This is a genomic window from Streptomyces sp. NBC_01426, from assembly GCF_036231985.1.
Lineage (GTDB): Bacteria > Actinomycetota > Actinomycetes > Streptomycetales > Streptomycetaceae > Streptomyces.
The window spans coordinates 2020104-2039314 of the sequence record NZ_CP109500.1 but is presented as its reverse complement, the minus strand read 5'-3'; the positions used below and the strand labels follow the sequence as shown (position 1 = coordinate 2039314).

Here is a 19211-nt window from a genome sequence, read left to right as displayed (position 1 = left end):
CCCAGCCTGACCGACCGGGGGCTATCGAGCCACCCAGCCCCGCTCGTACGCGTGCCAACCGAGCTGGAGCCGTGTCGTCACCCCGGACATCTCCATCAGACCCTTGACCCGTCGCTGTACCGTCCGCAGCCCCAGCTCCAGGTGCTTCGCCACGCTCGCGTCCGTCATGCCGGCCAGCAGGAGGGACAGGATCTCCAGGTCGATGGTGTCGGGGCCGCCCCCCGACTCCTCCGGGGAACCGGTGGAACCCAGCCGCAACGGCAGCGCCTCCCGCCACACCGCCTCGAAGAGACCCATCAGGGACTCCAGCAGACCCGACGCGTGCACCACCAGCGCGGCCGGCTCGGCGCCCCGCGCCGTCAGCGGCACCATCGCCAGACTGCGGTCCGCGATCACGAGCTTCGTCGGGACCTGCCCCGTCACCCGGATCCGTTCGCCGCGCGCCAGGGCCGTCGACGCCTCGCGGATGCCGCTCGGCAGGGTCAGCACTTCCCGCTCGATGACCACCCGGTACTCCACGCCGCGCACGGAGGCCCGCTCCTCCGCCTCGTTGTCCATCCCCGTCATCACCTGGGGCCGCCCGCTCACCAGCGCGCACACCTCCTCGGTCGCGCCCAGCTGGAGCTGTACGAACCGGTGCGCGACCGCGCTCGCCCCCGTCACCACCTCCACCAGGTCGTGGACCGCCGGCTCGGCGGCCTCCGCCCGGTACTCCTGCGCCAGCAGCGCCGCCGCCAACTCCGCCTGCTCCAGCTCGTGCCGCTGCTGCGTGAGCAGCGCCCCCAGCGCCACCCCCGGAGGGGCCGCCACCCAACGGCCGGGGCGGGCCGAGGACTGGGCCGCCAGGCCGTGCCGCTCCAGGTGCCGCAAGGCCCGCTCGGTCTGTGGCACGGGCAGCGTCAGCCGGTGGGCCAGGTCGGGCACCTCCGCGGCCCCCAGCGCCACCAGCGCGCGGTACGCCGACTCCTGCCCCTCGTCCAGGCCTATCGCACCCAGCAACACGTCCACCCCTTCCCTCGACACCGCTCCTGGCGGGAAGCGGCCACGGCGCAAACCCGCCGCCGACATCATCGCCGTACCACCCGGCTCTCTGTAAAGGTGACGCCACCGCAGCACCACCATTCGCCGGTCGACAGCCACGCGCACGGCAACTTTGCCGTGCGATGAGGCAGTTGGTCGGAATTCACCTGGGGAGAGCGATGCGCCCGATATCGCGCACGGCGCTGGGAGCGGCCGTGGCGGCCGTCCTGGCAGCCACCGCCGTCGGCCCGTCCACGGCACAGCCGAGCGACGGAGCGAAGGACAAGAGACCGATCGTGGGAAGCGAGGCGGCCGGCGCACACCCCTCGACGCCGGTCACCGTCACCCTCGTCACGGGCGATCGGGTCCTGGTGTCCACCGACGCCGCCGGCCGCGCCGCCGCCACCGCGATGCCCCGTGAGGACGGCTCGCAGCCCGTGGTCCAGACCCGCCGGAGCGGCAAGGACCTGTACGTCTACCCCGAGGGCGCGATCGCGGCGCTCGCCGCGGGCACGGTCGACGAGGAACTCTTCAACGTCACCGGCCTGATCCGGCAGGGCTACGACGACGCGCACGCCAAGAAGCTGCCGCTCATCGCGGTCTACGACGGCTCCGTGAACGTGGCGCGCTCCGCGCCGCCCGCACCGCGCGGCGCCGACCGCTCCCTGGTCCTGCCCTCGATCGGCGCGGTCGCCCTCGCCGCCGACAAGCAGCAGGCCGCGGCCTTCTGGACGGACGTGATCCGCCCCGCGACCGGCGAGCGCTCCCGCGCCGCCGGCGGCCTGAAGAAGCTGTGGCTGGACGGCAAGGTCCGGGCGAACCTGGAGCGGTCCACCAAACAGGTGAACGCGCCCGCCGCCTGGGCCGCCGGCTACGACGGCAAGGGCACCAAGGTGGCCGTCCTCGACACCGGCACCGACCTGGACCACCCCGACCTCAAGGGCCGCGTCGCGGCGTCGAGGAACTTCACCGACTCCGACAGCGACGCCGACCGGCAGGGCCACGGCACCCACACCATCTCCACCGTCGGCGGCTCCGGCGCGGCGAGCGGCGGAGCGAAGAAGGGCGTCGCCCCCGGCGCCGAACTGCTCAGCGGCAAGGTCCTCAACGACCAGGGCTACGGCCTCGACTCCTGGATCATCGCCGGCATGGAGTGGGCCGTCGACAGCAAGGCCGACGTGGTCTCCATGAGCCTCGGCGACCCCTCGCAGACCACCTGCGACGACCCGATGAGCGCCGCCGCCGAGCAACTCGCCCGCAACTCCGGCACCCTCTTCGTGATCGCCGCCGGCAACTCCGGCCCCGGCAACAACACGGTGTCCTCTCCCGGTTGCGCCCCCGGCGTGCTGACCGTCGGCGCCGTCGACCGCGACGACACCACCGCCTCCTTCTCCAGCCGCGGCCCCGCCGGTCTCCAACACACCCTCAAGCCGGAGATCGCCGCGCCCGGCGTCGGGATCTCCGCCGCCGCGATGGGCGGCCGCGGGGTGTACGCGTACCAGTCCATGTCCGGGACCTCGATGGCCACCCCGCACGTCGCGGGCGCCGCCGCCATCGTCAAGCAGCGCCACCCGGACTGGACACCGCAGCAGGTCAAGGCGGCCCTCGTCGGGTCCGCGAACACGAAGGTGCCCGGTGACGTCCGCCAGACCGGCGGCGGCCGGCTCGACGTGAAGGCGGCCGTCGACACCACCGTCACCTCCGCGCCGGCCGTGCAGGGCGGCGCCTACAACTGGCCGCAGGACCGCGGCGACCGCACGAGCGTGGACGTCCCGTACACCAACACGGGCACCAAGGCGGTCACCCTGAACCTGGCCGTCGAGAAGGTCACCGGCAACGACGGCTCGGCCGTCCGCTCCCGGCCGGCCCACCTCGACCGGCGCACCGTGACCGTCCCGGCCGGTGCCACCGTGAAGGTACCGCTGGCCCTGGAACCCGACGCGAAGCTGGAGCGTTCCCAGTACGGGGACGTCACCGGACGCGTCGTCGCCACGGCGAACGGCGTGCGCGTCTCCACCCCCTTCTCCCTGTACGTGCAGCCGCAGACCGTCACCCTGCGCGTCAAGCTCATCGACCGCGCCGGCAAGCCGGCCGCCGGGCCGTCCTCCCTGGACGTCATCGGCACCGACGACGCCAGTGGCGAGCGCCGCTTCAACGAGGGCGCCGTCGACCAGGTCTACCGGGTCCGACCGGGCTCGTACTTCCTGTCCGCCTTCGTCGGCACCCCCGACGCCGGCGTCGCGGAGAACCCGCTCGTCGACTCCCTCACCTACCTCGGCCGCCCGCAGGTCGAGATCGTGAAGGACACCGTGATCGTGCTGGACGCCCGCAAGGCGGCCAGGCTCTCCCTCGCCACCGACAAGCCCACCGAGGCCCGCTCCACCACCCTCGCCTTCTCCCGCTCCTGGGACGAGGCCTGGTTGCACGCGGGCACCGCGCAGGGCGGCCGATCGATCCGCGGCTACTACGCCTCGGTCGAAGGAAAGGCCGAGGAGGGGCAGTTCGAGTTCGGCAGCTACTGGCGGGCCGCCGCGCCCCTGGTCTCCGAGCTGAAGGCGGACGGCGGGCCGACGCTGCACCCGACCACCGCCTCCCTCGGCAGCGACAACCTCGACGGAACCGGCTCCGCACCCCTGGTGAACGCCGGCAACGGCACCCCCGAGGAACTGGCCGCGGTCTCCGCCAAGGGTGCGATCGTACTGGTCAAGACCGTGGACGGAGCGCTCTACGAGGTGGCGGAACGCGCCAGGGCCGCCGGCGCCAAGGCCGTGCTCGCCCACCGCGACGCCCCCGGCCGCTGGATCGGATTCACCGGCTACGCGGGCGGCTCCCTCCCCGCGCTGTCCATCGAGGCGGGCGAGGCCAAGGCCCTGTTGGCCCGACTGGACGCGGGCAAGGTCACGCTGAACTGGAAGGCCACCGCGAAGAGCCCCTACCTCTACAACCTCGCCCAGATCGAGAAGGGCGAGGTACGCGGCGACCGCACCTACCGGGTGCGCGACCGCGACCTCGGCGCCGTGGAGTCCACCTACCACGCCATGGGCGTCGGCGCGGACTTCGTCGATCTGGTCGGCGCCTACCGGCCGTCGGGCAACGCCGTGTTCTTCGGCAGCCTGGAGACCGTGGCGGTGCCCGGCAAGCGCACCGAGTACCACACCGCCGGCGACACCGCCTGGGACCACCTGCTCTCCAGCAGCTTCCCCTGGGGCGAGTTCATGACCGGCCAACAGCGCACCTACACCAAGGGCTCCAAGCGCACCGAGAGTTGGTACGACGGAGTGATCGGCCCGGTCGCCCCGCGCGACACCGCGGGCCGGCCGCTGCTCGCCGCCGAGCGGCAGGGCAACCTGATCGGCTTCGCCTCCGCCATGTGGGGCGACAGCGGGCACTACGCGCAGCCGGGCTCCTTCGGCGACGCCGGGGGACTGGTGCTCAAGCGCGACGGCGAGCAGATCGGGGACAGCTGGTACCCGTCCGGGGTCTTCGAGGTCCCGGCGGGTGAAGCCACGTACGAACTCACCCAGCAGGTCCAGAAGTTCGGCCAGCCGGCCCGTACCTGGCAGCGTTCGCAGGAGATCCAGACCTCCTGGACCTTCCGTTCGAAGGAGGACGCCACCCGGTACTCGCAGGCCCTGCCGATCCTCTTCCCGGCGCTCTCGATCCCGGAGGACGGGGTGAAGACCCTCGCCGCGACGAACGGCCAGACGATCCGTCTGGGCGTCACCGGGCATGCGGGCTACACGCCGGGCGCGCTGAAGTCGGCGAAGCTGTCGTACTCCTACGACGGTGAGAACTGGACGCGGGCCGAGGTCGGCGAGCGTCGCGGCGTCTGGACAGCGCGCGTGGACCACGCGGGCGCCGCCGGCAAGCCGGTGTCGCTGAAGGTCGAACTGACGGACGCGAACGGCGCGTCCGTCACCCAGACGGTCGTGCGGGCCTACGACATTCGTTAGCCCGTACGACTGAAGCGGAGAGGGTCCACCGGGCGGCGGCCCGGTGGGCCCTTTTCGTGTGTTCCGCGTTTTTCGCCGCCCCCGACGGCCGACAATGGAGGCATGAGTCAGCGGGGTGCGGACGACTGGTGGCAGAAGCTCTACGAGGACCCGGACGCGGTACCCGAACCCGATCCGGGGGACACGCTGGACCAGCGGTACCGCTCGGCGGTGGTCCTGGTCAAGGAGCCCGAGACGGGCACGGCTACGGGCGCGGGCGCGGAGTCGGGTCCGGGGCCGGTGGACACGAGCGCACCGTCCGACCGGGCCGGCGCGGTACTGCCCGCCCAGCGGCGGGAGGCCGAGCCGGAGCGCGAGCCGGCGGGAGCCCGGCCCCGGGGCGGGGACACCCCGGTACCTCCGCCACCGCCGCCGCCCCCACCGCCGCCACCGCCGCCCCCGCCCCCCGCGTACGTGCCTCCGCCTCCGCCGCCTCCACCCCCGGCGTACCCGCCGGCGCCCGCGATGCGGGACCCGCGGACTGCCGGGGCCACCGGCTACGCCCTGGGCGACGTGGTCGTCCCGCCCGCCGAGCCCGAACCGGCGTGGGCCCCGGAACCGGTGGCCCCGCCGCGGCCGCCGGAGCCGCCCGAGCTGCCCGTCCGCGGCCGGGGGGCGCCCCGCGAGGAGGCCCCCTCCGGCGCGCCCGCCCCGGCGGCCGCACCCGTACCGGAGGCGTCGTCGCGGGCCGCAACCGCGCCCGAGTCGAAATCCGGGTCGGGCTCCGACCCGGTACCCGGGTCGGAGCCCCGCGAGGAGCCGCCGGGCCGGGGCGTGCCCGCCGAGCGGCCCGAGGTGCGCCACCTCGGGGACCGGGCCCCCACCTACCACGCCGAACCGGGAGCGCTGCCCCCGGCCGACCCCGCCGCGCTCGACACGCTGACGCCCGACACCGTGCTGGAAGGTGCCCGCCACGGCACGTACACCCTGCGCGCCGCGTCCCTGCGCGGCGACTCCGCCCGGTTCCGGGGCGAGGCCCGGCGGGACTCCCTGCTCACCGCCCGCTTCGGCGCCGGCGACGACGCCCTCGTGCTGGTGGTGCTGGCCGGCGGTGACCGGGCCGCCCCCGGGGCCAAGGAGGCCGCCGCCGAACTGTGCCACGCCGTCGCGGCGGCCGTCGGGCGCAGCCACGAACGGCTGTCCGACGACGTCCGGGCCGGGCGCCGCGAGGCCCTGCGCTCCGGCCTCCAGCGACTGACCGACCGGGGATACGGGCGGCTGCGGGCCCGGGCCGCGGAGCTGGGCCACGCCGAGGAGTCCTACACGGCGGGGCTGCGCGGGGTCCTGCTGCCGGTGGACCCGCGGTGCCGCAACCGGGTGTGCTTCGGCGCGGGCGCGGGCGGGGTCTTCCGGCTCCGCGCCGGCCGCTGGCAGGACCTGGAGCCGGGTCGGGCCCCGGACCCGGGGCCGGCCGGACCCTCCGAGGCGTCCCCCGAAGGCGGCGCGGGCAGCGGGTTCCTGTTCCGCGCGTCCGTCGCCCGACCGGGGGACACCCTGCTGCTCTGCTCCGGTGGGCTCGCCGACCCGATGCGGGAGGAAGGGCTCCTCTCGGCCGAACTCGCCGCCCGCTGGTCCGAGGGGGAGCCGCCCGGCCTGCCCGCCTTCCTCGCGGACGCCCAGCTCCGCCTCAAGGGGTACGCCGACGACCGGACGGCCGCCGCGGTCTGGGAGGCATAACGGCGCGGAACGTGCGTGGATGGAAGGCGCACACGGCAGTGCCGAACCGGAAAGGGCGCCCCTTCCATGGCCAAGCAGAACGTGGCGGAGCAGTTCGTCGACATCCTCGTGCGCGCGGGCGTGCAACGGATGTACGGAGTCGTCGGTGACAGTCTGAACCCCGTAGTCGACGCCATCCGCCGGACGGACGGCATCGAGTGGATCCAGGTACGACACGAGGAGACGGCCGCCTTCGCGGCCGGAGCCGAGGCCCAGATCACCGGCAGGCTGGCCGCCTGCGCCGGTTCCTGCGGCCCCGGCAACCTCCACCTGATCAACGGGCTGTACGACGCCCACCGTTCGATGGCCCCGGTGCTCGCACTCGCCTCGCACATCCCCTCCGGCGAGATCGGCCTCGGCTTCTTCCAGGAGACCCACCCCGACCGGCTGTTCACCGAGTGCAGCCACTACAGCGAGCTGATCTCCAACCCGCAGCAGATGCCCCGGGTGCTCCAGAGCGCGATCCAGCACGCCATCGGCCGCAGCGGCGTCGGGGTGATCGCGCTGCCCGGGGACATCGCCTCCCTCCCCGCCCCCGAGAAGAGCGTCGAGCACGCCCTGATGACCGCGCGGCCGACCGTGCGGCCCGGTGACGGGGAGATCGAGAAGCTGGTCCGGTTGATCGACGAGGCCGACAAGGTGACGCTCTTCTGCGGCAGCGGCACGGCCGGCGCGCACGCCGAGGTCATGGAGTTCGCCGGCCGGGTCAAGGCCCCCGTCGGCCACGCGCTGCGCGGCAAGGAATGGATCCAGTACGACAACCCGTACGACGTCGGGATGAGCGGGCTGCTCGGCTACGGCGCGGCCTACGAGGCCACCCACGAGTGCGACCTGCTGATCCTGCTCGGCACGGACTTCCCCTACAACGCCTTCCTCCCCGACGACGTGAAGATCGTCCAGGTGGACATCCGCCCCGAACACCTCGGTCGGCGTTCCAAGTTGGACCTCGCCGTCTGGGGGGACGCGCGTGAGACCCTACGGGCTCTGAACAGCCGGGTGAAGGTCAAGACCGACCGTCGCTTCCTCGACCGGATGCTCAAGAAGCACGCGGACGCACTGGAGGGAGTCGTCAAGGCCTACACCCGGAAGGTGGAGAAGCACACGCCCATCCACCCCGAGTACGTCGCCGCGGTCCTCGACGAACTCGCCGACGAGGACGCGGTGTTCACCGTGGATACGGGCATGTGCAATGTGTGGGCGGCGCGCTATCTTTCCCCGAACGGCAAGCGGCGCGTCATCGGATCCTTCAGCCACGGCTCCATGGCCAACGCACTTCCCCAGGCCATCGGCGCACAGTTCACCGATCGCAACCGTCAAGTGGTCTCCATGTCGGGTGATGGCGGGTTCTCGATGCTGATGGGAGATTTCCTCACCCTCGTGCAGTACGACCTACCCGTCAAAGTGGTCCTCTTCAACAACTCCGCCCTCGGAATGGTCGAGTTGGAGATGTTGGTTTCCGGCCTGCCCTCGTACGGCACCACGAACCACAACCCCGACTTCGCGGCCATCGCCCGCGCGGCCGGCGCCTTCGGGGTGCGGGTGGAGAAGCCCAAGCAGCTCACGAGTGCTTTGAAGGACGCGTTCCGGCACAAGGGACCCGCTTTGGTGGACGTGGTGACCGACCCCAACGCCCTGTCGATTCCGCCGAAGATCAGCGCCGACATGGTGACCGGTTTCGCACTTTCCGCCGGCAAGATCGTGCTGGACGGCGGAGTGGGCCGCATGATCCAGATGGCTCGATCCAATCTCCGCAACGTACCGCGCCCGTAAGCCCGAAGGAGTGCGGATTTCCCTGGGGGGCATGCATCCCGTAGGCCTGTTCGAGAGACATGGACACGGGGGAGGTACATCGCCGTGCGGGTGGGGGCGAAGATCGGAAAGCCGTGGAAGAGAGGGCGGCCGGAGCCGCGTGAACCGTCCGCCGAGGACGGGGGCGCGGCGGACACCTCGGGGATCACCCGCAGCGTGCGCCGGGCCGACCTCAAGGCAGTGGGCGAAATACGCCGGGCGTTACGGGAGTTGATGCGCCACCGGTGCCGATCCGACACCGCCGACGTGGCGGAGCTGCTCATCACCGAACTGGTGACCAACGCCCTGGTCCACACCGAACAGGGCGCGGAGGTGTCCGCGAGCCTGGCCGCCACCCGCTTGCGGGTCGAGGTCCGCGACTACGCCTCCCGCCGGCCCCGACCGTACGTACCGTCCGCCGACGACGGTACGCACGGCAGAGGCCTGGTACTGGTGCAGGAGCTGGCCGACGAATGGGGCGTGGACACGCTGGCGCGCGGCGCCGGCAAGGTGGTCTGGTTCGAGCTGGAAGGGTGAGGGCCGCACCGGGCGCGCGGCGCCCGGAACGGCCCTCGGGGATGGGATGGATCAGCCGAACTGCTGCTCCAGGTCCTTGAGTTTGCGCTCCAGGGAGTCGAGTCGGGGAATGGTCTGGGTGTCGTCCTCGGCGGTCAGGTCCACCGTCCGGGGGCCGGTCACCTCAAGCGGGTCGATTCCGTTCACGGCCTGCAGGGAGGGCCGGCGGCGCAGGGGCAGCTGTCCCGCTTCCGGTATGGCCGGCTCCGCGCCGACCGGCGCGGAGCCCGTTCCGGGAGCCAGCCCCGGAACCTCCACCTGGCGGGCGCGGGCCCGTCCGAAGGCCCGGTTCTGCCGACCCAACGCCTTGATATGGGCGCGGTCCAGGCGGTGTTGCTCCCGCCTGCGGTGCCGGTCCTGCTCCTTCTCCTTCTTGTCCTCGCGCACCTCGTCCACGGCCTCGTCGAGCGTGCGCACGCCCTCCAGCAGCATCAGCGACCAGGCGCCGAACGTCTCGCGGGGGGCCCGCAGCCAGCGGACCATCCGGATCTGCGGCAACGGCCTCGGGATCAGGCCCTGTTCGCGCAGCGCCGCCCGGCGGGTCTGCTTCAGGGCCCGGTCGAAGAGCACCGCCGCGGAGAGCGACATCCCCGAGAAGAACTGCGGGGCGCCGTCGTGACCCATGCCGCGCGGCGCGTGCACCCAGTTGAACCAGGCGGCCGCGCCCGCGAACAGCCAGACCAGCATGCGGGAACCGAGGGCGGCGTCGCCGTGGCTGGCCTCGCGGACGGCGAGCACCGAACAGAACATGGCGGCGCCGTCGAGACCGAACGGGACCAGGTACTCCCAGCCGCCGGAGAGGTTCAGGTTCTGTCGGCCGAAGCCGACCAGCCCGTGGAAGGAGAGGGCGGCGGCCACCGCCGCGCAGCAGAAGAGCAGGACGTAGGAGGCGGTCCCGTACACGGCTTCCTTGCGCCGGCGCCGTTCCTCGCTGCGCTCCCAGCTGTCCTCGGCCGCCGCCTTCTCGCTCTCCCGCTTGCCCCGGGCCAGTACCGCCACTGCCGCAAGTACGCCCAGGATCAGGAGGCTGCCGGGCAGCAGCCAGTCCAGCGATATGTCGGTCAGTCTCATGCGGATGTCCCTTGCCTCGCGTATGCGGCTTTCCGGGCGCCATAGTGGCGCAGTCGGTCCGCCGCACACGCGGGTTTCGGGACAAGTGGACGCCAACGGGGTGCCGGGCCCGTCGGATAGGGTGTTGTGGCTCGAACGCCCGCGCGCACGGAGCGAGTTGAGTTCGAATCGCGTTCACCCGCGCGGGTGGGTTCAGTCGGCCGGGGGTGCCTCGACCGTCGCCGTCATCCTGGCCACGCGCTCGCTGTCGCAGGTGCGGGGGCAGGTCACGCAGGCGTCGTCCGGGCGGATCGTGTAGAAGAAGCAGCAGCCGGCCCGGTCCCGGGTGGTGAGCCGCTCGCCGGCGGGGCCCGTCAGGGTGCGAAAGCCCGCGCCGCCCGTGTAGGGGGCGGTGGAGCCGGGCAGCAGCGCCTCCAGCTCCGCCGTGACCCGCGACTCCTCGCCGAGCAGCGCGCCGACGTACGCGAGGCTCTCGACCACGTCGTCCGTCACGATGCCCCACAGGGCGCGCCGCCCGCGCCGCATGCGCGGGCCGAAACCTTCCAGCACCGGTTCGAGGTGTCGGGCCACCGCGGCCCGGACCTCCACGCGCAGCGCCTCCTCGTCGGGCACGACCCGGGCCCCGGGGAGAGCGGCCGCCGGATCGTCCGGCAGGCAGGCGAACTCGTCGACGCGCACCGCCATCCGGCCCGTGGTCCGGTGGAAGGCCACCTGGTCGGGGGCCGGCCGCGGCACCCGCCGGTGCAGCAGCCACGGAACGGTGATCAGCAGACAGGCCGGCCAGGCGTACCGGTGCAGGCCGAAGCCCGCGACGACGTCCGGCCGGGCCTGGTGACCGTAGTCCCGGAGCACCTGCGCGTTGTCCCAGGCGAGGTAGGCGTCGAGAGGGGCCCCGCCCGCCGCGAGCTCGTCGGCGCCGACCCATCCCACACCGCGAGGTCCGGGTTCGTGCGCCGAGAGCTCCGTGATCCGCAGGCCGTCGTACACCTCGGCCAGGCGTTGGTAGGCGTCCGCCACCGGAGAGCCGGCCGGGGCGGGTACCAAGGTCTGGACGGGCATCGTGGACCACCGAATCGAGCGATCGTTAGAAGGTTAGCCTTACCTTACCCGATCATCGCGCGATCTGTATCACCGGCGCCCCCGCCGGGTCGCCTATTCTCGGAACAGGTCGAGACCCTCAGGAGGGACCGAGTGCAGGAAGCGGCCCACGTCGGGGTGTCGGAGAAAGCCGCCATCGCGCCGCGGAAGGTGCTGCGCCATTCGGTGCGCGGCCAGATCCTGGACGCGCTGCGCGCGGCCTTGGTCGACGGTGAGCTGGCGCCGGGGGAGATCTACTCGGGCCCGGCGCTCGGCGAGCGGTTCGGGGTCTCCGCGACCCCGGTGCGCGAGGCGATGCAGCAGTTGGCGCTGGAGGGGGCGGTGGAATGCCTTCCCAACCGGGGCTTCCGCGTGCTCACCCGGACCCCGCGGGCGCTGGCGGAGCTGGCCGAGGTGCGCGCCCTGCTGGAGGTCCCGGTGATGTCGAGGCTGGCCAGGACCCTGCCGGCCTCGGTCTGGGAATCCCTGCGACCGGCAGCGGCGGCCACCGCGGAAGCGGCGGCGGCCGGCGACCTCCCCGGATACGCCGACGCCGACCGGGCCTTCCACCGGGCGGTGCTCTCCCTCGCCGGCAACGAGCAGTTGCTCCAGGTGGCGGAGGACCTCCACCGCCGGTCCCAGTGGCCCCTGCCCGGCGCGCCCCGGGTGCGCCGCGCGGACCTGATCGCGGACGCCGCGGAGCACGTGGTGCTACTGGAGGCCCTGATCGCCGGGGACCTGACCGTGGTGGAGTCACTCGTACGGGAACACTTCGCGGGCGCCGCCGGCTGAGCGTCGGGCCGCGCGCCGGTACCTCGCGCCGCCCCGGTCCCCGCCGCCCTCACGGGCGGACGGGGCCGGGTCGGGGTCAGGCGGCGGGACTCGGGTGGAGCTGGTCGGCCAACCAGGTGGGGATGCCGCCCAACAGGTGGAACAGGCGGCGGGCCTCCGCGCGCAGGCGGGCCGCCTCCGGTTCGGGTTCCGCCTCCGCCAGCGCGGCCAGGGCGGGAGCGGTGCCGATCAGGAACCCCAGGTCCTCGCGGATCCGCAGGGACTCCGCGAACCCCTTGCGCGCCTCGGCGACCTCCCCGTCGCGCAGGGCCAGGGCGGCCAGGTGGCGCCACGTGAACGACAGCAGCAGGGTGTCGTCGTGGGCCACGGCGCCCGCGTGCGCCCGCCGGTACGCCGGCAGGGCCGCCTGCGGGGCGTCCGCCAGGTGCTCCGCGACCAGCCCCCGGCGAAAGTCCAGGAGCGGCCGGGCCCGGGATCCCGGCGCGAGCAGGGCCGCCGCGCGGCCCAGTGCGGAGCGGGCCTCGTCGGCCCGGTCGCGCACCCCCAACACCGTTGCGGCGTAGGCCAGGTGGCCCCGCTCGCAGGCGGCCGCGCCGCGTTCGCCGTCGTCGTGCGCCACGGCCTCCGCGACCCGCAGGGCGTCCTCCGCCTCCGCCCAGCCCTGGCCGGTGAACAGGCAGCGTTCGACGAGGAGCGCGGTGCGCTGAACGGCGGCGCCCGCGTCGTGTACGTGTGGTGTCAGCAGGGCCGCCGCGTCGGTCCAACAGCCGCGCGAGCGCAGCCGCCATATCGCCCGCTGGAGAGGGTCGTCCCCCCCTGTAGAACCGGCACCGGACATGGCGGTATCCGCCACATTGCCCTCCCCGAAGCAACCAAGCAGCACGTCTTTGAGCCCTGGGGCGAAATGAGAGCACGGATCGGCGGCTTCGGCCAAGGGGTCGGGTGAACTCTTTCACAAAGTCCGGACGGCTCGTCAGTGGCCCGCGACGACCCCTTGGCGCGATTCCTCAGCTCATGCGCAGTGCGAGGAAGAAATCGAGCTTGTCCTCCAGTCGCGACAGGTCCCGTCCCGTCAACTGCTCGATTCGCCCGACCCGGTACCGCAGCGTGTTGACGTGCAGGTGCAGTCGCGTCGCGCAGCGCGTCCACGACCCGTCGCAGTCCAGGAACGCCTCCAGGGTCGGGATCAGCTCCGCCCGGTGGCGCCGGTCGTAGTCCCGCAGCGGGTCGAGCAGCCGGGCCGTGAAGGCGCGGCGCACGTCGTCCGGCACGAACGGCAGCAGCAGGACGTGCGAGGCCAGCTCGTGGTGTCCGGCGGCGCACACCCGGCCCGGGCGGGCGGCGGCGACCCGGCGGGCGTGCCGGGCCTCCTCCAGGGCCCCGCGCAGGCCCTCGGCGGAGTGCACGGCGGCGCTGACGCCCAGGGTGACCCGGCCGTCGTCGGCGAGGCCGGCCGCCAGGGGCTCCCGTACGGTCGTCAGGAGCACGTCGGCGTGCAGGGCGGGGTCGGGGCCCTTGTCCTCGCCGGAGTCCCCGGAGAGCGCCGGCAGCGGCACGAGGGCGATGGCCTCGTCGCCCGCGTGGGCGACCGCGATCCGGTCGGAGGGTTCGGGTCCCGACAGGGACGGGTCGACCAGGATCTCCTCCAGCAGCGACTGGGCCACCGGTCCGCCGGCGATGTCACCGCCCTCCCAGTCCACCCGGGCCACCACGACCTGCCAGTGCGGGGCCGCGCCCAGCCCGGGCAGCAGCACCGGGGCCGCCACCCGCAGGCGGGCGGCGATCTCCGCCGGCGGGGCGCCCGTCTGCACCAGCTCCAGCACCTCCTGGGCCAGCCGGCGGCGCACCGTGCGGGCCGCGTCACGGCGGTCCCGCTCGACGGCGATCAGCTGGGTGACGCCCTGGAGCAGGTCCAGCCGCTCGGCCGGCCAGTCGCCCGCGTCGGCCTCGACGGCCAGCAGCCAGTCGGAGAGCACGCTCTCGCGCACGTCACGGGCCGCCGGACCGGCGCCGCGGCCGTGTCCCCTGATCGGGAAGAGGGAGTACGTAATACCCTGAATCGAGATCCGGTGCGGTCCCCTGCGGCCCGTCCGGACCGCGGCGAGGTGCTCGCCCGCCAGTGCCGCGCAGACGCCCGGTGCCAGCGGTTCGCCCGCGCCGGCGATCTGCCGGCCCGTGGGCGAGAGCACCCAGGCCCGGAGATCGAGGTCGGTGGTGAGCAGATCCAGCACCACGTCGGGGCCGCCGCCGGCAGGCCCGGACGTCATGAGCCGACGGTGGCGGTCGACCACGGCCGCGAGGTCGCCCGCGCGCTCCCCGGAGACCTGCCGCACCACGTACTCCGTGATGGTGGCGAATGCAACGTCCTCGTTCACCGCGAACAGGGGCAGCCGGTTGCGCAGACAGGCCGAGACCAGATCATCGGGAATGTCGCCGAGCTCCGCCTCGCCCGCCGCCAGCCCGGCGACCCCCGCGCTCGCGAGGATTCGTACGAACGGCTCGGAGTCGGCCGAATTCCTTCGCCATGCCAGGCCGGTGAGGACGAGTTCGCCGCCGGAGAGGTACCGGCTGGGATCGCGCAGGTCGGTCGTCATGACCCCGCGGACCGTCCGGTCCAGCTCCTCCTCGCCTCCCAGCAGCCGCAGCCCCAGCGCCTCGGTTTCCAGCAGTGCGCGCAGCCGCATGATGTCGCCGCCGATCTGTCTCGATGTTGCCGTTGGAAATCGGGCAGGTCGTCGCATCCTGCCTTTCATACGAATCTACAAGACGAGGGAGGTCCCCAGCCAACTCCTTCATGGTTTCGGTGACTGCACCCGGGGGACGCGCGGCTTGTGTACTGACTCCACACCGCATTAACAGCACGTGAACGACCAGTCGAGGGCCATGGGGCCTCCTGGCTTGAAGTGAACGACACGATGAAGAAGAAGAGAGCCGCACATGGACTTCCTTCGCCCCGCCAGCTGGGAGGAGGCGCTCGCCGCTAAGGCCGAGTTCCCCACGGCTGTGCCGATTGCGGGTGGCACCGATGTGATGGTCGAGATCAACTTCGACCACCGTCGGCCGGAGTACCTCCTGGACCTGAACCGCATCGGTCTCCTGCGGGAGTGGGAGGTCGGCGAGGATGTTGTCCGGCTCGGCGCCTCCGTCCCGTACACGCAGATCATGGAGAACCTCCGCACGGAGCTGCCCGGTCTCGCGCTCGCCTCGCACACGGTCGCGTCCCCGCAGATCCGCAACCGCGGCGGCGTCGGCGGCAACCTCGGTTGCGCCTCGCCGGCCGGTGACTCCCACCCCGCGCTGCTCGCCGCGGGCGCCGAGGTCGAGGTGGAGTCCGTACGCGGCTCCCGCCTCATCCCGATCGACGAGTTCTACACCGGTGTGAAGCGCAACGCGCTGGCCGCCGACGAGCTCATCAAGACCGTCCACGTCAAGAAGGCGGACGGCCCCCAGCAGTACTCCAAGGTCGGCTCCCGCAACGCGATGGTCATCGCGGTCTGCGCGTTCGGCCTGGCGCTGCACCCCGAGACCCGGACGGTCCGCACCGGCATCGGATCGGCCGCGCCGACCCCGATCCGCGCGAAGGCCGCCGAGGAGTTCCTGAACGCCGCGCTCGAAGAGGGCGGGTTCTGGGAGTCCGGCAAGGTCATCACCCCGTCGATCGCCAAGCAGTTCGGTGACCTCGCCTCCGGCGCGGCCAACCCGATCGACGACGTCCGCGGCACGGCGAAGTACCGCCGTCACGCGGTCGGCATCATGGCTCGCCGCCAGCTCGTCTGGACCTGGGAGCAGTACCGCGGCACCGAAAACGGCCGCTCGCTTGAAGGGGCTGCGTAATCATGCGCGTCAATTTCACTGTCAACGGCCGTCAGCAGGAAGCCGACGACGTCTGGGAGGGCGAGTCCCTCCTCTACGTCCTGCGCGAGCGCCTGGGCCTGCCCGGTTCGAAGAACGCCTGTGAGCAGGGCGAGTGCGGTTCCTGCACCGTCCGTCTCGACGGCGTGCCGGTGTGTTCCTGCCTCGTGGCCGCCGGCCAGGTCGAGGGTCGCGACGTCGTGACCGTCGAGGGTCTGGCGGAGTTCGCCAAGCAGCGCGAGGAGCACGGCCACGGCGGTGCCTGCGGCACCGGCGGCGGCTGCGGCGCCAAGGGCGGCGTCTCCCTGGACGAGGCCAAGCGGTGGCAGTCCAAGCCGGGCGACTCGCAGACCGGCGAGGGCGTCGAGCTCTCCCACATCCAGCAGGCGTTCATCGACGCCGGCGCCGTGCAGTGCGGTTTCTGCACCCCGGGTCTGCTGGTCCAGGCCGACGCGCTGCTGGAGGAGAACTCCTCCCCGTCCGACCAGGACATCCGTGAGGCCCTGTCCGGCAACCTCTGCCGCTGCACGGGCTACGAGAAGATCCTCGACGCGGTCCGCCTCGCGGCCGCCCGTCAGGGAGAGGCGGTCTGACCATGGCTCAGAACACGCGCACGGTTCCGGCGGGCACGCCGACCAACGTCACGCAGAAGCACACCAAGGGCGGCATCGGCGAGTCCACGCTGCGCCCCGACGGCACCCTCAAGGTGACCGGTGAGTTCGCGTACTCCTCCGACATGTGGCACGAGGACATGCTGTGGGGCCAGACGCTCCGCAGCACCGTGGCCCACGCCGAGATCGTCTCGATCGACATCTCCGAGGCCCTCGCGCTGCCCGGCGTGTACTCGGTGCTCACGTACGACGACCTGCCGGCCGAGATGAAGAACTACGGCCTGGAGATCCAGGACACCCCGGTCCTCGCCAACGGTCGGGTACGCCACCACGGTGAGCCGGTCGCCCTCGTGGCCGCCGACCACCCGGAGACCGCCCGTCGTGCGGCCGCCAAGATCAAGATCGACTACAGGGAGCTGCCGCTCGTCACGGACGAGGCCTCGGCCATCGCCCCCGACGCGCCGCTGATCCACCCGGGCCGCGACGACCACCACTCCGGTCACGTCCCGCACCCGAACATCGTGCACCGCCAGCCGATCATCCGCGGCAACGCGGACGAGGCCGCCAAGCGCGCCGACGTCATCGTCAAGGGCGAGTACACCTTCGGCATGCAGGACCAGGCCTTCCTCGGCCCGGAGTCCGGTCTGGCCGTGCCGTCCGAGGACGGCGGCGTCGACCTGTACGTCGCCACCCAGTGGCTGCACTCGGACCTCCAGCAGATCGCCCCGGTCCTGGGCCTGCCGCCGGAGAAGGTCCGCATGACGCTCTCGGGCGTCGGCGGTGCCTTCGGTGGCCGCGAGGACATCTCGATGCAGATCCACGCCTGCCTCCTGGCCCTGGCCACGAACAAGCCGGTCAAGATCGTCTACAACCGGTTCGAGTCCTTCTTCGGCCACGTGCACCGTCACCCGGCGAAGCTCTACTACGAGCACGGCGCCACCAAGGACGGCAAGCTCACGCACATGAAGTGCAAGATCGTCCTGGACGGCGGCGCGTACGCGTCGGCCTCGCCGGCGGTCGTGGGCAACGCCTCCTCGCTGTCCGTCGGTCCGTACGTGATCGACGACGTCGAGATCGAGGCCATCGCCCTCTACTCGAACAACCCGCCCTGTGGCGCGATGCGCGGCTTCGGCGCCGTCCAGGCCTGCTTCGCCTACGAGGCCCAGATGGACAAGCTCGCGGCCAAGCTGGGCATGGACCCGGTCGAGTTCCGCCAGCTGAACGCCATGGAGATGGGCACGATCATGCCCACCGGCCAGGTCGTGGACTCCCCGGCGCCCGTCGCCGAGCTGCTGCGCCGGGTCAAGGCCCGCCCGCTCCCGCCGGAGCGCCAGTGGGAGACCGCCGGCGAGGGCGCGGACGTCCGCGCGCTGCCCGGCGGCCTGTCCAACACCACGCACGGCGAGGGCGTCGTCCGCGGTGTCGGCTACGCGGTCGGCATCAAGAACGTCGGCTTCTCCGAAGGCTTCGACGACTACTCCACCGCCCGCGTGCGCCTGGAGGTCATCAACGGCGAGGCCGTCGCGATGGTCCACACGGCCATGGCGGAGGTCGGCCAGGGCGGCGTCACCGTGCACGCCCAGATCGCCCGCACGGAGCTGGGTGTCACGCAGGTGACCATCCACCCGGCCGACACGCAGGTCGGCTCCGCCGGTTCCACGTCCGCCTCGCGGCAGACGTACATGACCGGTGGCGCCGTGAAGAACACCTGCGAGGCCGTCCGCGAGGCCGTTCTGGAGATCGGCCGCCGCAAGAACGGCTCGTACCACCCCGCGTGGGCGACCGCCGAACTGCTCCTGGAGGGCGGCAAGGTCGTCACCGACGGCGGGGAGGTGCTCGCCGAGCTGGCGGACATCCTGGAGGGCGAGGACGCGATCGACCTGGAGCTGGAGTTCCGGCACAAGCCGACCGTCGCCTTCGACCTGAAGACCGGCCAGGGCGACGGCCACGTCCAGTACACGTTCGCCGCGCACCGCGCGGTGGTCGAGGTGGACACCGAGCTCGGCCTCGTCAAGGTCGTCGAGCTCGCCACCGCCCAGGACGTCGGCAAGGCGCTGAACATGCTCTCCGTCGTCGGCCAGATCCAGGGTGGCACCACCCAGGGCCTCGGCGTGGCGATCATGGAGGAGATCATCGTCGACCCGAAGACCGCGAAGGTGCGCAACCCCTCCTTCACGGACTACCTGATCCCGACCATCCTCGACACCCCGACCATCCCGGTCGACGTCCTGGAACTCGCCGACCCGAACGCGCCCTACGGGCTGCGCGGCATGGGCGAGGCCCCCACCCTGTCGTCCACCCCGGCCGTCCTCGCGGCGATCCGGGCGGCGACCGGCCTGGAGCTCAACAAGACGCCGATCCGTCCGGAAGCCCTCACCGGCACCCTCTAGGACGGCGTGATCCGGGGGCCGCGAGGCCCCCGGACCCCCAGCTCTCCGGGCGGTGTGACACGGGAACGTCACACTTGCCGACCGCACCGCCCGGAGCTCGAAGTCCGGAATACGAAACGCCGCTCCGCTCGCGGCCCGTTCCGCCGGCAGTACACCCCCACGCACCACCCACCCCGGAAGGCACCACCACCCCGGAGCCACCGGCAGTACCGCGAAACCCCGCAGTACCCGCAGTTCACGCAGTGCACCTTTCGCGTCGCCTCGGGCCGTCACCCCGGGTCGTGCAGCCAAACGCACCATCCCAAATCCCGCATCTCCAATCTCCA

General features: G+C 72.5%; 13 protein-coding genes. 8 read left to right on the top strand and 5 right to left on the bottom strand.

What is annotated here, in order from left to right; translation table 11 throughout:
* Positions 1–21: 21 nt before the first annotated feature.
* A complete protein-coding gene (locus tag OG906_RS08830; RefSeq protein ID WP_329447971.1) occupies positions 22–999 on the bottom strand; it encodes a helix-turn-helix domain-containing protein in 978 nt (325 codons plus the stop codon).
* 200 nt (positions 1000–1199) lie between these two features.
* Here OG906_RS08830 and OG906_RS08825 point away from each other — a divergent pair, with 200 nt between their 5' ends.
* The 4 genes from OG906_RS08825 to OG906_RS08810 all read left to right on the top strand — a co-directional run bounded on the left by OG906_RS08825 (position 1200) and on the right by OG906_RS08810 (position 9053).
* A complete protein-coding gene (locus OG906_RS08825) occupies positions 1200–4973 on the top strand; it encodes a S8 family peptidase (RefSeq protein WP_329441530.1) in 3774 nt (1257 codons plus the stop codon).
* A gap of 102 nt (positions 4974–5075) precedes the next feature.
* Complete coding sequence (locus OG906_RS08820) at positions 5076–6689, top strand: protein phosphatase 2C domain-containing protein (protein ID WP_329441528.1); 1614 nt, start codon at positions 5076–5078, stop codon at positions 6687–6689.
* A 66-nt stretch (positions 6690–6755) separates the two neighbouring features.
* Positions 6756–8498, top strand: a complete 1743-nt coding sequence (locus OG906_RS08815; protein ID WP_267796931.1) for a pyruvate dehydrogenase — start codon at positions 6756–6758, stop codon at positions 8496–8498.
* A 183-nt stretch (positions 8499–8681) separates the two neighbouring features.
* Positions 8682–9053 carry an ATP-binding protein gene (locus OG906_RS08810; RefSeq protein ID WP_329447970.1) on the top strand — a complete coding sequence of 124 codons (372 nt, stop codon included), beginning with the start codon at positions 8682–8684 and terminating at the stop codon, positions 9051–9053.
* A gap of 51 nt (positions 9054–9104) precedes the next feature.
* On the opposite strand, the gene OG906_RS08805 is transcribed toward OG906_RS08810, so the two are convergent.
* Both OG906_RS08805 and OG906_RS08800 read right to left on the bottom strand, forming a co-directional pair.
* A complete protein-coding gene (locus OG906_RS08805) occupies positions 9105–10163 on the bottom strand; it encodes a DUF2637 domain-containing protein (RefSeq protein WP_267796932.1) in 1059 nt (352 codons plus the stop codon).
* Positions 10164–10355: 192 nt separating this feature from the next.
* Complete coding sequence (locus OG906_RS08800) at positions 10356–11222, bottom strand: (2Fe-2S)-binding protein (RefSeq protein ID WP_329441525.1); 867 nt, start codon at positions 11220–11222, stop codon at positions 10356–10358.
* 132 nt (positions 11223–11354) lie between these two features.
* On the opposite strand from OG906_RS08800, the gene OG906_RS08795 reads away from it, so the two are divergent.
* Positions 11355–12032, top strand: a complete 678-nt coding sequence (locus OG906_RS08795) for a GntR family transcriptional regulator (protein ID WP_329441523.1) — start codon at positions 11355–11357, stop codon at positions 12030–12032.
* Between the two features lie 76 nt (positions 12033–12108).
* Here the strand turns inward: OG906_RS08795 and OG906_RS08790 are convergent, their stop codons facing one another.
* A complete protein-coding gene (locus OG906_RS08790) occupies positions 12109–12885 on the bottom strand; it encodes a hypothetical protein (RefSeq protein ID WP_329441521.1) in 777 nt (258 codons plus the stop codon).
* 154 nt (positions 12886–13039) lie between these two features.
* Positions 13040–14716, bottom strand: coding sequence for a PucR family transcriptional regulator (locus OG906_RS08785; protein WP_267796935.1), 1677 nt, complete (start codon positions 14714–14716; stop codon positions 13040–13042).
* A gap of 253 nt (positions 14717–14969) precedes the next feature.
* Here OG906_RS08785 and OG906_RS08780 point away from each other — a divergent pair, with 253 nt between their 5' ends.
* Genes OG906_RS08780 through OG906_RS08770 form a run of 3 tightly spaced genes read left to right on the top strand, consistent with a single transcriptional unit; the run spans position 14970 to position 18885 of the window.
* The gene (locus OG906_RS08780; protein WP_053681400.1) at positions 14970–15866 is read left to right on the top strand and encodes an FAD binding domain-containing protein; all 897 of its coding nucleotides are present in this window, start codon (positions 14970–14972) and stop codon (positions 15864–15866) included.
* Between the two features lie 2 nt (positions 15867–15868).
* On the top strand, positions 15869–16477 hold the full coding sequence (locus OG906_RS08775) for a (2Fe-2S)-binding protein (RefSeq protein WP_329441514.1): 609 nt from the start codon (positions 15869–15871) through the stop codon (positions 16475–16477).
* 2 nt (positions 16478–16479) lie between these two features.
* Positions 16480–18885 (top strand): xanthine dehydrogenase family protein molybdopterin-binding subunit, encoded by a 2406-nt coding sequence (locus OG906_RS08770; protein WP_329441512.1) that lies wholly within the window; start codon positions 16480–16482, stop codon positions 18883–18885.
* The last annotated feature ends 326 nt before the right edge of the window (positions 18886–19211 follow it).

Excerpts from the sequence above, each read along its gene's own strand:
- OG906_RS08825 (WP_329441530.1), top strand. The coding sequence starts at position 1,200 with ATGCGCCCGATATCGCGCACGGCGCTGGGAGCGGCCGTGGCGGCCGTC.
- OG906_RS08820 (WP_329441528.1), top strand. The coding sequence starts at position 5,076 with ATGAGTCAGCGGGGTGCGGACGACTGGTGGCAGAAGCTCTACGAGGAC.
- OG906_RS08815 (WP_267796931.1), top strand. The coding sequence starts at position 6,756 with ATGGCCAAGCAGAACGTGGCGGAGCAGTTCGTCGACATCCTCGTGCGC.
- OG906_RS08805 (WP_267796932.1), bottom strand. The coding sequence starts at position 10,163 with ATGAGACTGACCGACATATCGCTGGACTGGCTGCTGCCCGGCAGCCTC.
- OG906_RS08800 (WP_329441525.1), bottom strand. The coding sequence starts at position 11,222 with ATGCCCGTCCAGACCTTGGTACCCGCCCCGGCCGGCTCTCCGGTGGCG.
- OG906_RS08785 (WP_267796935.1), bottom strand. The coding sequence starts at position 14,716 with ATGCGGCTGCGCGCACTGCTGGAAACCGAGGCGCTGGGGCTGCGGCTG.
- OG906_RS08780 (WP_053681400.1), top strand. The coding sequence starts at position 14,970 with ATGGACTTCCTTCGCCCCGCCAGCTGGGAGGAGGCGCTCGCCGCTAAG.
- OG906_RS08775 (WP_329441514.1), top strand. The coding sequence starts at position 15,869 with ATGCGCGTCAATTTCACTGTCAACGGCCGTCAGCAGGAAGCCGACGAC.
- OG906_RS08770 (WP_329441512.1), top strand. The coding sequence starts at position 16,480 with ATGGCTCAGAACACGCGCACGGTTCCGGCGGGCACGCCGACCAACGTC.